The sequence below is a fragment of the Pseudomonas trivialis genome (genome assembly GCF_001439805.1).
Lineage (GTDB): Bacteria > Pseudomonadota > Gammaproteobacteria > Pseudomonadales > Pseudomonadaceae > Aquipseudomonas > Aquipseudomonas trivialis.
In genome coordinates this window covers 61,128-74,591 of sequence record NZ_JYLK01000019.1, presented here as the reverse complement: position 1 = coordinate 74,591, position 13,464 = coordinate 61,128, and the positions used below count along the sequence as shown (strand labels likewise).

The window sequence follows — 13,464 nt, the reverse complement described above, 5'->3', positions numbered from 1 at the left end:
GGGCTCATTCCTTAATACAGGCATTCGACGGCCATGGCCGTGGCTTCACCGCCGCCGATGCAGATGGCGGCCACACCGCGCTTGAGGCCTTGCTGGCGCAGGGCCGACAGCAATGTCACCAGGATCCGCGCACCCGAGGCGCCAATCGGATGGCCGAGGGCGCAGGCACCGCCGTGGATATTCACTTTGCTGTGGGGAATCTGCAGCTTGCTCATGGTGACCAGACTGACCACGGCAAACGCTTCGTTGATCTCGAACAGGTCGACTTCGTCGAGGTTCCAGCCGGTCTTGCTCATCAGTTTACGAATTGCCCCTACCGGCGCCACCGGAAACAGCCCCGGCTCATCGGCGAACGCCGCATGGCCATGAATGACCGCCAGAGGCTTGAGCCCGCGCTTGTCAGCTTCGGATTGACGCATCAGCAGCAAGGCCGCCGCGCCGTCGGAAATCGAGCTCGAGTTGGCGGCCGTTACCGTGCCGCCTTCGCGGAACGCCGGTTTCAGGCTGGCAATCTTGTCCAGTCGCGCCTTGGGTGGCTGCTCGTCATGCAGGATGGTTTGCCGCTCCTTGCCCACGGTGACCTGCACCGGGACGATCTCGGCGGCAAAACTGCCGTGGCTGATCGCCTCCTGCGCGCGGGTCAGGGAGGCAATGGCAAAGGCATCCTGGGCTTCGCGGGTAAAACCGTTATGCAAGGCACAATCTTCGGCGAATGTGCCCATCAGCCGGCCCTTGTCATACGCGTCTTCCAGGCCATCGAGGAACATGTGGTCAAGCACCTTGCCGTGGCCCATGCGGTAGCCGCTGCGAGCGCGGTCGAGCAGGTACGGCGCGTTGGACATGCTTTCCATGCCGCCAGCAATCACCACCTCGGCGCTGCCGGCGAGCAAGGCATCGTGGGCCAGGATCGCTGCCTGCATGCCCGAACCGCACATCTTGTTCAGGGTGGTGCAGCGGGTGCCCTTGTCCAGGCCGGCGCCCAAAGCAGCCTGGCGTGCCGGCGCCTGACCAAGCCCCGCCGGCAGCACGCAGCCGAACAGCACTTCGTCGACGCTGTCTGCGGCAATCCCGGCCCGCTCGAGTGCCCCACGAATCGCGGCGGCGCCCAGTTGCGGCGCGGTCAGGCCCTTGAGGTCGCCCTGGAACCCGCCCATGGGCGTGCGCGTGGCACTGACAATAACAATCGGATCGTTCATGAGACCTCCTTAGCGGGCTGCCATGCGCAAGGCGCCGTCCAGACGGATCACCTCGCCGTTGAGCATGCTGTTTTCAATGATGTGCCGCACCAGCGCAGCGTACTCGGCAGGCTTGCCCAGGCGCGGCGGAAACGGCACGCCGGCGGCCAGGGCGTCGCGCACCTCGGGGGTCATGCCGGCCATCATCGGCGTTTCGAAGATGCCGGGGGCGATGGTCATCACGCGGATCCCGAAACGCGCCAACTCACGGGCGGCCGGCAGAGTGAGGCTGGCGATGGCGCCTTTGGACGCGGCATACGCGGCCTGGCCGATCTGCCCGTCGAAGGCGGCGACCGAGGCGGTGTTGATGATCACGCCGCGCTCGCCGTCGGCATTGGCCTCGCTGTCGGCCATCGCCGCCGCCGCCAGACGCAGCAGGTTGAAGCTGCCAATCAGGTTGACGTTGACTACCTGGGCAAAGCTCGCCAGGCCGTGGGGCCCGTCCTTGCCAAGGATTTTCTCGCCGCGCACCACACCGGCGCAGTTGACCAGCCCATGCAGGCCGCCAAACGCGTCGACCGCTGCCTGCACGGCGGCCTGGGCGGCAGCTTCCTGGCTGATATCGGCCACGGCGCTGCGTGCACGCTCGCCCAGCTGTTCGGCCTTGGCGGCGACAGCTTGGGCGTTCATGTCCACCAGCATCACGTTGCCACCCGCCGCGACCAGCATCTCGGCCGTGGCCGCGCCGAGGCCCGAGGCACCGCCGCTGACCAGAAACACCTTGTTTTCAATCTGCATCATGGTTTCCTTGAAAAGTGGATCACGCCACGGCCGCCTGGGCCTTGGCGATCTCCTGATTGCGCAGGATGAAGCGTTGCAGCTTGCCGCTCGGGGTCTTGGGCAAGTCGCTGACAAATTCGATTTCCCGTGGGTAGGCATGGGCCGCCAGGCGCTTGCGCACATGCAGGCGCAACTCCTCGGCCAGCTCCGGGGTGGCGCGGTACTGCTCGTTGATCACCACAAACGCCTTCACCAGTTCGGTGCGCTCCGGGCAAGGCTTGCCGACCACCGCCGCTTCGACCACTGCCGGGTGCTCCACCAGGGCGCTTTCCACGTCAAACGGGCCGACGCGGTAGCCGGACGTGGTAATGACATCGTCACTGCGCCCGACAAAACTGATGCTGCCATCCGGGTTCAGCTCCACGGTGTCGCCACTCAGGTAGTACTTGCCGACGAACGCTTTGGTGTTTACCCCGTCGTAACCGGCGAACCAGCACATCGGCGATTGTTCGCGGTCGACGGCGAGGATGCCCGGCTGGCCGGCCGGCAACTCGTGGTAGTCATCGTCCAGCACCACAATGCGATGGCCCGGCGAAGCGAAGCCGGCGGCGCCCAGGTGCACCGGGTGCGCCAGGCCGTGGTGGTTGCACAGCACCATGCCCAGCTCGGTCTGGCCGTAATGGTCGTGAATGGTCACGCCCAGGTTGTCGGCGAACCAGCGGATGACTTCCGGGTTCAGCGGCTCACCGGCGCTGCTGACGATGCGCAGCCGGCCCTTGATCGACTCGGCGAACTGCTTGCCGCCGGCTATCAGCAAACGGTAGGCCGTGGGCGAACCGGTAAGGTTGGTGATGCCGTACTTGTTGATCACCCGGCAGGTGCTTTCTAGGGTGAACGGGCCATCGTAGAAGGTGATCGGGTGGCCCATGGACAACGGCCCGGTGACCCCGAAATAGATACCGTAGGCCCAGCCCGGATCGGCGACGTTCCAGAAGGCGTCTTCGGGGCGCAGGTCCACGGCGTCACGGGTGTAGCTCTGGAACGCGACGATGGCCTTGAGCGGCACTGACAGCGCCTTGGCCGGGCCGGTGGTGCCCGAGGTGAACATCAGCAGGAACGGCTCGTCCGCGCCCAGCATCACCGGCTCGCAATCATTGGCGTGGTTGGGCAGCTCCGCCCAGAAACTGAAGTCACCCCGCACCAGGCCTTCGCCTTTGGGGCCGGTGACCGTGACGATGGTCGGGCAAGCGTCGACTTCAGCGAGTTTGGGCCGGTTGGCCGCGTCGGTGACCACCAGCGCCGCGCCGGAACTGTTCAAACGATGCTCGATGGCGTTGGGGCCAAAGGCGGTAAATAACGGCTGGTAGACCGCGCCGATGCGCCAGGTGGCCAGTACCACCACCAGCAATTCGGCGGTGCGTGGCAGCAGGCCCGCGACCTTGTCACCGCGCCGTACGCCCTGGGCCAGGAGGAAATTGGCGAAACGTGCCGCCTGGTCCCGCAGGTCGCTGAAAGTGACCGTGGCGCTGCGCCCGTCCCTGCTCTCCCAGAACAGCGCGATGCGCCCCGGCAGCGCGTGGCGGTCACAACACTCCACGCAGGCGTTGAGGGCCTGCAGGTTGCCGGCCAGCGCCGCTTCAACCGTACGTGAGTAATCGAACTCGGTGATCGCAGACAGGTAGTCACGCATCGCTTCAATTCCCTCTGTGTTTTTATTTTCAGGGCGTAAACAGCAGAAATAGTGGCGCCAGGGCGCTGCAGCGACAATGGTCAAAGCCTTCAAGATGGTTGACTGGTTTGGCCATTGCGCGCGTGAGCGGACGCAGGTTTGACACCTGCCGTGGTCTGGTCGAAGCTGACGGCTTTGTAACAGTCGCTCACGTTTCTGGACGCCCGCATGTCAAAGTCACGCCGTTACTCCATCATCGGCCTGTGCGCCCTGCTGTTTATTGTAGTGATCACGTGGTATTTCTCCCGATCCACCGCGACGGCGGTGCCGCCTGCGATTGCCCATGGATATGTCAAGGCGCTGCGGCAGGCACACAATGGCGAACCGGGCGCGGCGCGGGTGCTGTATCAGCAATTGGGCCGCCCGGACCTGTCGCCGGAACGCCGCGCCGCCCTGCATGCCGAACTGCCCAATTACCCCAGCCCCCAAGCGTTGAAACTGGCCGATAAAGACCTGCTTGACGACTCGCCGGTGGTACGCGAAGCGGCCATTCACAGCATTGTCGGCCTGGTGCCCACCGGCCAGCGCACCCTGCTGCTCGGGCCGGCGCTGGACGACCCGGAGCAGGAGGTTCGTTTTGCCGCCGCCAATGCCTTGCTCGGCCTGTCGCCGGACACGCTGGGCCTGTATTTCGGCCCATTGCAGCAAGTGCTCGATGAGTTCGTGAAAAAGCTCAAGGCCGAGCCCGAAACGGCCGAGGGCTGGATTCAACTGGCGCGCCTCTACATTCACAGTGCCCTGCTGCCGGAGGCGCAGAATGCGCTGGAGCAGGCAATACGTTTGCAACCGGACAACCTGCAAGCCGTGGTCGCGCAGATTGAACTGCTGGACAAACAGGGCAAGACCGACGAGTCCCGCCGATTGCTCGGGCAACAACTGGCGGCGCACCCCGAATCGGCCTATTTGCAGCATGCGCTGGGCATGTGGCTACTGCACCACGGCGAGCGGCCTTATGCACTGCTCGGCCTGTCCAGGGCGGTCGAGCTGGAGCCGGACAATCAGGATTACCGCTACGACCTCGCCACCACTCTGCACGCCCAGGACGAACTGGAAGCGGCCCAGCGCCAGCTGGAAGAAATCATCCAGCGCCATCCCGCCAACCGCAAGGCGCGCGTGCTGCTGGTCAACTACTGGAAAGAGAGCGGGCAGTTGCAGAACGTGCAGGTGCTGCTTGCCCAGCTTGAGCAACAAAACCCCGACGATCCCGCGTTGCAGCAAGGCCTGTAGAAATCCTCGCGGCAAACGGACCTGTTGTGGCAAGCGGGCTTATTGTGGCGAGCGGGCTTGCCCCGCGTTGGGCTGCGCAGCAGCCCCAAAACCATGCTCCGCGCAGTGTCAAGTACACCGCATTTGCCTTGATTGGGGGCGCTTCGCACCCCAGCGCGGGGCAAGCCCGCTCGCCACATTAAAGACCTGCTTTCCACCGTTAGACTTGCTTCACACAGTAACCAAGAGTCGCCCACAGCACATAATCGCAAGTTCGCGGAACGGCTACAGGCCGCTACGGTCAAGAGATTATGGCGTGCCAAGTGGGCACGCCCTCTATCTGTACGTGACCTGAGGGCACTTCTTGTCTACATCATCCAACGAGCTGTTCAGTGAAAAGGCGGCCATCGGCATTGAAGGTCTTGATGACATTCTGTGCGGCGGGCTATCGCGCAGCCACCTGTTCCTGCTGGAAGGCGAACCTGGCACCGGCAAGACCACCGTAGCCCTGCACTTTTTGCAGGCAGGTGCGAAAAGCGGCGAACGATCGCTGTACATCACGCTGTCGGAAACCGAGCGCGAACTGCGCCAGGGTGCCAAGTCCCACGGTTGGGACCTGGATGACAATATTCATATCTTCGAGCTCACCCCGCCCGAGAGCCTGCTCAACGCCGACCATCAGCAGAGCCTGCTGTACTCCTCCGACCTGGAACTGGGTGAAGCCACCCGGCAGATCTTTGAAGTGGTCGAGCGGGTCAAACCGAGCCGCGTGGTGATCGACTCGTTGTCGGAAATTCGCCTGCTGGCCCAAAGTTCGTTGCGCTATCGTCGGCAGATCCTGGCGATCAAGCACTACTTCGTGCGTTACGACGCTACCGTGCTGCTGCTGGATGACCTGACCACCGAATCCCTGGATAAAACCGTGCACAGCGTGGCCCATGGCGTAATTCGTCTGGAAGAGCTGACGCCCAGCTATGGCGCCGAGCGCCGCCGTGTACGCGTGGTGAAGTACCGCGGTCAAAAGTACCGTGGCGGCTTTCACGACTTCACCATCATGGAGGACGGCATCCACGTGTTTCCACGCCTGGTGGCGGCCGAACACCGTGGCGGTTACGTGCGACAGACGCTGAGCAGCAGCGTTCCGGAACTGGATGCGTTGATGGGCGGTGGTGTCGAGACCGGTTCCAGCAGTCTGATCCTGGGCCCGGCCGGTACTGGCAAATCACTGATCTCGATGGTCTTCGCCGCCGCTGCGGTGGCCCGTGGCGAAAAAGCCGCGTTGTTCATTTTCGATGAAGAATTGGGTCTGTTGTTTGAACGCATGAAAAACATGGGCATTGACCTGGCCGCTCTGCAAGCGACCGGCAATTTGTTGATCGAACAAGTGGATGCCGCCGAACTGTCTCCTGGCGAGTTTTCGCACCGGGTGCGTCGCTGTGTGGACGAGCGCGGCATCAAGACCGTGGTTATCGACAGCATCAACGGCTACCAGGCCGCGATGCCGGAAGAGAACGCGCTGATTCTGCACATGCATGAGCTGTTGCTGTACCTCAACCGCCGTGGTGCGGCGACCTTCATGACGGTCGCCCAGCACGGGCTGGTCGGTGACATGCAGACACCCGTCGACATCACCTACCTGGCTGACACCGTGATTCTGCTGCGCTACTTCGAGGCGCTGGGCAAGGTCCGCCGGGCAATATCCATTATCAAGAAACGCACCGGCACCCATGAGTCCTCGATTCGCGAGTACCGCATCAGCAGTCGCGGGCTGACCGTGGGTGAGCCTCTCGATAACTTCCAGGGCGTATTGCGCGGTATCCCTACTTACATGGGCGCGGGCTCTCCCCTGCTCAAGGAAGAGGGCCAGTGACCAGTCTTTCCCCTGTCTCCGAGCGAGCAATCATCCTGGCCCCCGTGGGCCGCGACAGTTCACTGGCGTTAATGATGCTCAACGAAGCCGGCTACGGCGGCATCGTCGCCCCCCACCTGAGCGCCCTGTGCGAAGCGCTCGAGCACGGCGCCGGCTTGCTGGTGATTGCGGCGGAAGCCTTGCGCGGCGTCGACCTCGAACCGTTGCTTGAATACCTGCATCAACAACCCGCCTGGTCGGACCTGCCGATCGTATTGCTGACCCATCACGGCGGCACCGAGCAAAATGGCTCATCGCACCTGAGCGGCCTGTTGGGCAACGTGACCTTTCTGGAGCGGCCGTTTCATCCGGTTACCCTGATCAGCCTGGTGAGCACCGCACTGCGCGGTCGCCGCCGTCAATACGAAGCCCGTGACCGTCTGGTTGACTTGAGCGAAAGCGAGCAGCGCCTGCAAAGCACCCTGGAAACGCTTGAGCAGCAAGTGGAGGAACGCACCGCGCAACTGCGCAGTAACGAGGATGCCCTGCGCCAGTCGCAGAAAATGGAAGCGGTCGGCCAGTTGACCGGCGGTATTGCCCACGACTTCAACAACATGCTCACCGGCATCATCGGCAGCCTTGAGTTGTTGCGAAGGCGTATTGCACGGGGCAAGCTCGACGACCTTGATGGCCTGATCGACCTGGGCGTCACCTCGGCCAACCGCGCCGCCGGTTTGACCCACCGTTTGCTCGCCTTCTCACGTCGCCAGTCGCTGGACCCCAAACCTGTGGAAATCAACCAACTGGTGAACTCCATGGGCGAACTGCTGCAACGCAGCATCAACGAAAGCATCGACCTCGACATGCGCCTCATTGGCCCGCTCTGGACCGCCGAAGCCGATCCCAATCAACTGGAAAGCGCCCTGCTCAATCTGGTGCTCAACGCGCGTGATGCAATGCCGGGTGGCGGACGCCTGACGGTGGAGACTTGCAACCGCCATCTGGACAGCGTGTTTACCGCCGCCTATGGCACCTTACAGCCCGGCGATTACGTTGAATTAAGCGTCAGCGATACCGGCTGTGGCATCCCCGACAGCGTGATAGGCCGAGTGTTTGATCCTTTCTTCACGACCAAGCCGATCGGCCAGGGCACTGGCCTTGGCTTGTCGATGATCTACGGCTTTGCCCGCCAGTCTCGCGGGCATGTGACCATCCACAGTGAAGTGGGCAAAGGCACCACCGTCAGCCTGTTCCTGCCCCGCTTTGCCGGAGAGATCGCCGCGCAGGAGGCCAATAATCCGACGCTGTTGCCTTACGCCAATGCCGGCGAGACGGTGCTGATTGTCGAGGACGACCCCGCGGTACGCGTGTTGGTCAGCGCAGTGCTCAAGGAGTTGGGCTATGGATTCGTCGAGGCGGTGGACGCTGTGACAGCGGTGCCGATCATCGAGTCCGAGCAACGCATTGACCTGATGATCAGTGACGTCGGCCTGCCGGGCATGAATGGCCGCCAGTTGGCGGAGATTGGCCGGCAGATCCGACCTGGGTTGAAGGTGCTGTTCATCACCGGGTATGCCGAGCATGCGGCGGTGCGTGGCGGGTTTCTTGATCCAGGGATGCAGTTGATCACCAAGCCGTTTACGTTTGATCTGTTGACGGCGAAGGTGCGGGAGATGATTCAGGTTAATTATTAAATAGTGAAGTGTGCAACAGGTTATTGCAGTTAAGTTAACTGTTCATGACGAAACTTGCTGCAACAGCTAAGCCATAAAAACGTGGAATTTTCAATCGCCGCTCACCACTGAGTAAGTCATCGTACTAACAAGACCTAACATGTCGTACGACAAAGCTAATGACTTATATCGAATGTGAGCCTACATGCCTAATCTGACAACCGTTCAACCTGCATTCCGTGTCAATGAAACTTCAAAGGTCGGAACCGGGAATAGTGACGTGGGCGCGTTCTTGCCTGCTGACTTGAGTGCGAGCTTTAAGCAACCCTTGATTAGGGATAGTGTAACGACGCTTACCAACAAGGCAGACAAACAGCTGGCTAACGTCTACCGTCAGATACTGCTCGATTTTGCAGATGGCAAGTCCACCCTGCACCCCGCGAACAAACTCATTTCTGACATCCCCGAAAACTCGACATTTGGTAAATGGCGATCATTAATTCACAGCCTATTAAGCAGTCAAGACTTCACTCAGTGGGCTGCAAAAAACAAAGTCAGCTTATTACATGACATCACGATCTCACCGAAAGATCTTTGTATTGTCGCCAGGGTGTCAGGCAAGCCAGTGCATTTTCCGCGTGCTGATTTTTCCTCCTTTGGACTGCTCATGAAAGTTGCTGAAGCCTTCTCACCCGCCTTTGACACCACCTATAACCCCTCAGGGGCCTACACAAGAGAAGTAGCCAGGTTCTACGGGAAATCCGTTCCAGTAAATAATCCGGCCAACACGCTTGAAGAGAGGGTGCGAACGAGCGCCGCCGAACTGGAAGATGGGACGGCTTTCAGCGATTTCAGCCACGAATCTATACGCTCTGAATCAGAACTTCGCTTGAACCAGAGCGTGCTCGCAGAACTCAATGAAAAACAAAAAATCATTCAGCTGCTGGAGACTTTTCCGAAAGACGGTTCCCGCCAATTGAGTGAGTTTTTGGAAAATACCAACATTGATATAAATGCAATGCCCGCGCCTGGGCAAGCCCCCTCGGATGCCGGAAAGGAGATCATAAGCCTCGAGAAATACATCAATATTCAAGGCTGGGTATTACCCGGCTCCGCTGATGAATTGAATACATTATTGTCAGCACTGAAAATTTCTGAGCCCAGCTCACCGAGGTACGGGGACTTTGGCGGCGCTTTGAGCTGGCCGGTACCAATGGCGAATCCGCGCAGGTTGCACATCATCAACTTGAGCCGCGTGAGTCGTCCGGGCGCCTCTGGCCTGTTGGGTTATCTGAGCAACCATCGACGTTGGGAAGCGCATGAACTGCGTAATCCTCGACGAGTTATCGAACAAATACTTCAGTCACCCAATGCACAGGCACTGGGTAAAAGTCTGCAAGATACCGTTGGAGGAATCGCGACCGACACGAGTGCAAGCGATTACGTGCTGGCATCGATTCACGAAGCATTTGAGCCAGGACTCAGACGTTCAAGAACCGCTGTGGGGGGCTTTGAGATCGCTCAACCTGGCAATCGCGGCTTGACTGCATCGGCCGTCGTAAAGCGATTGGCGGACCATCTATTGGGTGCAACCAGTGGTACTGGTCACTCACGAGTGACTCGTGAGTTAGCCCCCATCGCAGCCCACCTGCTGCTGTCAAAGCGCTTCCCGGAATTTTTAGTCAAGGACATCCCTGACAAAGTCAAGTATGGCTCACATGAGTGGATGGCTTTAAGCGTTGCTGTGGCACAAGTGGAAGCACAGTCGCCAGGTGCGACCTCCACCATGAGCTACCTGGAAGTCCTGCATCGGAGCGACATGCTATCTCTGCTCTCTGTGCAACAACAGGTCGAGCAAACTGCGAAGTTAGCAGCACTCATGGACTGGGGCGTAGCAAACAGCATCATTCCCCTTAACCCTGAAGATGATTACACCCAGGCTCAACAGCAGTTGGTACTGACTAAACTTAATAAACGAACCATAGAATATCTTCAAGCCACCGAGTTCAACAGCGCACCACTCCCCAAACGTGCAGACATAGGCGCAAAAAATCTTTATGACGCACTCGGGTTCAACGACAAGGCCAACCACCCCTACTTGAACTCGCTCATAAGTAAACTGGGAATTCCTGGCGCCACTATCGAATCGTATCGAAAGGAGCATGGGGAGAAGGCGGCCTTTTACGCGTTCATCAATGAAAAGTGTATAGGGGCCGGATTTTATAACAAAGATTTCCCTGGGCCATACTCATTATTAGACTTGCATGCCTCCAACAGGCTTTTTGAGCCTCCTCCTCTGGGTACCTTTAAACGCCCCAATGGCGGCCTCAAAAAAAACCATTGGTACATAACAAATTATAAAATTAAATATAACGATATATTTGCCAAATCCACTGGCTTTCCCGACACTGCCGCACAGTTTTCGGAAGAGATAAAAACCCATATTGACAACTTGAAGGCCAGTACAAAAACAACCACGAAGCATTTGTTATCACACCTTTCTGCTGACGACTTTAGATTTTTTGATCGCGGAAAAATCGAATTCTTTCGCGAAGAACTTATTTACGAAGGCATAGAGGGGCGTAACTTCTTGCTCCGTCGTCAGCCCGACGACAACAAACCAACGGTCGCAAAATGCACAATCGACTCGGAAGTCAGGTTTTTTGAAATCAATCCGCAGAAAGGGTTTGTTGAGCGGCGCAAAGACCTTGAGAGTAATTTTGTAGTCGGCCATATCCAAGGCAAACAAGTAAACCCGGGAGCAGATACTGACACGGTGAAAGTAACCAGCTACCGCAAACTATCAACCGATCTAAGACATATCATGAAGATAGGCGATATGGCCGGATTACCCGACCATCCAGCGCATGACCCTTATGGGTCAACACGTACGGATGCGATTGCTGACTTTGTAACGAAGAATATATTCACAGGAATAGACAAGAGACTTGAAGCTCATGCAAAAGGTGCTACAACCTTCGAGACCGAAGTTCCATCATACATAGTAATTCGAAATATTTTACTTGATTTAATTCCCTTTTATTCAGCTATCGAAAATTTTTCTCAAGGCAATATAGGTGCCGGTATCGGAAGCGTCATTCTGGATATTGCAGCGGTCGCAAGCTGCGGAGCCTCCATGTTAGCCAAGTGCGTAGGGACCGGTTTGAAGACCCTGAAGATTTTGCGGGTTGTCGGGCTCGCGGCCATCAGCCTGCTCAACCCACTGGATGGTATTGCCAGCGCGATAACCGGCCTTGGAAAAGGAATAATAAAAGTGGGCAAAGCGGGCCTTAATCAAGTTCGAAAGATTCGTGGCGTCAACGTCTATGATGTCGCGGCAGCAGCCAAACGTTATGACGCCTCTGCCATAGGTACCTTTAAGGAGGGCGGTGTTTTGTTAAAAGGGCCTGCCGCATTCACCGGTGATCAATGGCGCGCATACGATCCTGTCGCACGACAAGCATTTGGTACACGTCTCGATGACTTTGTGCCTTCCATGGGACGCACTTCCCCTGCTTTTGGAGACTGGGAAACCGGTCCACGCATACTAACAGCCAAGCAACAAGCCACCAGAACCCATTGGGAGACAACGGTCAAACGCTTCAAATTTGGCTCGGAAAAATCGGATTTTGAAGCGGGCTATTATATGAAGAATCCGCCGAAAATTATAACAGACAAGCTGAAAAACCTGACTGCAATGCAGGTAATGGAACTGGCGCAAAGAAAAGATATCAGCGCTGCAGCCATGGGAGCGCTTGCAAGGCAATATGACAACTTGGCATTCAAACACGGTAGTAAAGTGGCGACCAAGTTTATTGACAACATCGATCCTGAATTCGGAACGGTGTTCCCTATGCCGCAAACCGCTTATCTTAGCTCAACGGCTCAGATTTCTGACGGCCAGTGTGCAGCTCTGGCACGCACGTTTGCCACTGCCGTCGAGCAGGGCAAAGAGAAAACGCTGATTAATAACATGTTCAAAGCCGCTGCTCGTCCAGATACGAATGAAGCTAGAGAGTTCATGCGTACACTCAGCCGCCTCCAAAACTCAACGGGAAATAATGCTACCTTTTATGCGCAGAAAGTTGGCCGACAGGTCACCTATCAGGAGATGGTCGGAGAGCTTTCCAGATCGACTGCAACCAAATCCATAATGATCGATTCGCCCGGACATGCGATGGCAGCAGGCGTATTAATCAATGGCTCCAATAAAAAATATTATTTCTACGATCCCAATGCGGGCATCGCCTACTTCCCAACCTCAGAGGCAATGGAGAAAGGGCTGACAAAACTATTCAATGACAAGACTCTACCCGGCCAGTACAGAACTTACGCCACTGCCGGCAAGAGCCTGGAATTCAAGATATTTGATCATGATGATGGATGGATAGCACTCAGCAGCACGGACAAAGTTAGTTTTAATAAACTCTTCGACGTTGACCTTCCGACGTCGAGCAGTGCAGATACCTTTATGGAAAACCTGCTGAACCAACGCAATGCCATCCCAGGAGCCAGGCCACGCGTTAAAACAGTCGAAGATATCAGGAACGCAGACTTTGAGGTTCCTGCGCAAATTTACCGAGCCCATACCGCGGCTGGAGACTCTCCTGCAACGGGCTTGAGGCGTGCTGCGGGAACAAGCACCGCAGGTGATGACTATCTCGCTGCCATTATCAAACACACAGCCAGGCAAGGGGGCAGCGGCGGCGAAGTCATGTCGTTCAGCGCAAGCAAGGCAAAGGCCAATAGTTTCTCCAAGCAATACTCAACACCGGATAACGCAGTGCCTGTATTCACTGTCGATACAACCAAAGACCCCGCAGCCTTTCGGACCGTGCCCGATATAATTTTGAAAGATGGTGAAAGACTGGTGCAGCAAGGAAAAGTTACCAAGGCCACGCTATTGCAGGCTGCTGATCAAATCAAAAATCAGGAACTGGAGGTGTTTTACGTCAAGGGGGATGTACCGGCGCAATACACAAAAATTTAACTATGAGTGACGTTTGATATCGCTTGCGGTGTATACGGGACCACACGTTCAACTCAGATGGA

At 57.7% G+C, this 13,464-nt stretch carries 7 protein-coding genes; 4 read left to right on the top strand and 3 right to left on the bottom strand.

Features of this window, described 5'->3' with window-relative positions; translation table 11 throughout:
• Positions 1-11 precede the first annotated feature (11 nt).
• The 3 genes from TU79_RS22190 to TU79_RS22180 are packed head-to-tail and all read right to left on the bottom strand — an operon-like array spanning position 12 to position 3,645.
• The gene (locus TU79_RS22190; RefSeq protein ID WP_057009998.1) at positions 12-1,196 is read right to left on the bottom strand and encodes an acetyl-CoA C-acyltransferase; all 1,185 of its coding nucleotides are present in this window, start codon (positions 1,194-1,196) and stop codon (positions 12-14) included.
• A 9-nt stretch (positions 1,197-1,205) separates the two neighbouring features.
• Positions 1,206-1,973: an SDR family NAD(P)-dependent oxidoreductase gene (locus TU79_RS22185; RefSeq protein WP_057009997.1), complete on the bottom strand. Its 768-nt coding sequence runs from the start codon at positions 1,971-1,973 to the stop codon at positions 1,206-1,208.
• 22 nt (positions 1,974-1,995) lie between these two features.
• Entirely contained in the window at positions 1,996-3,645 is a 1,650-nt protein-coding gene (locus TU79_RS22180) for an AMP-binding protein (RefSeq protein WP_057009996.1), read from the bottom strand.
• Between the two features lie 207 nt (positions 3,646-3,852).
• Between TU79_RS22180 and TU79_RS22175 the strand changes: the two genes are divergently transcribed.
• From TU79_RS22175 to TU79_RS22160, 4 genes are all read left to right on the top strand, one after another.
• Positions 3,853-4,911 carry a HEAT repeat domain-containing protein gene (locus TU79_RS22175; protein ID WP_057009995.1) on the top strand — a complete coding sequence of 353 codons (1,059 nt, stop codon included), beginning with the start codon at positions 3,853-3,855 and terminating at the stop codon, positions 4,909-4,911.
• Between the two features lie 343 nt (positions 4,912-5,254).
• Complete coding sequence (locus TU79_RS22170) at positions 5,255-6,760, top strand: ATPase domain-containing protein (protein ID WP_057009994.1); 1,506 nt, start codon at positions 5,255-5,257, stop codon at positions 6,758-6,760.
• Complete coding sequence (locus tag TU79_RS22165; RefSeq protein WP_057009993.1) at positions 6,757-8,433, top strand: ATP-binding protein; 1,677 nt, start codon at positions 6,757-6,759, stop codon at positions 8,431-8,433. The genes TU79_RS22170 and TU79_RS22165 overlap by 4 nt, the downstream gene beginning before the upstream one ends.
• A 184-nt stretch (positions 8,434-8,617) precedes the next feature.
• Positions 8,618-13,402, top strand: a complete 4,785-nt coding sequence (locus TU79_RS22160; protein WP_139136846.1) for a hypothetical protein — start codon at positions 8,618-8,620, stop codon at positions 13,400-13,402.
• Positions 13,403-13,464: the final 62 nt, after the last annotated feature.

What these genes read in the sequence shown, in the direction of transcription:
- TU79_RS22180 (WP_057009996.1), bottom strand. Translation starts at nt 3,645, where the DNA reads ATGCGTGACTACCTGTCTGCGATCACCGAGTTCGATTACTCACGTACG.
- TU79_RS22185 (WP_057009997.1), bottom strand. Translation starts at nt 1,973, where the DNA reads ATGCAGATTGAAAACAAGGTGTTTCTGGTCAGCGGCGGTGCCTCGGGC.
- TU79_RS22175 (WP_057009995.1), top strand. Translation starts at nt 3,853, where the DNA reads ATGTCAAAGTCACGCCGTTACTCCATCATCGGCCTGTGCGCCCTGCTG.
- TU79_RS22190 (WP_057009998.1), bottom strand. Translation starts at nt 1,196, where the DNA reads ATGAACGATCCGATTGTTATTGTCAGTGCCACGCGCACGCCCATGGGC.
- TU79_RS22160 (WP_139136846.1), top strand. Translation starts at nt 8,618, where the DNA reads ATGCCTAATCTGACAACCGTTCAACCTGCATTCCGTGTCAATGAAACT.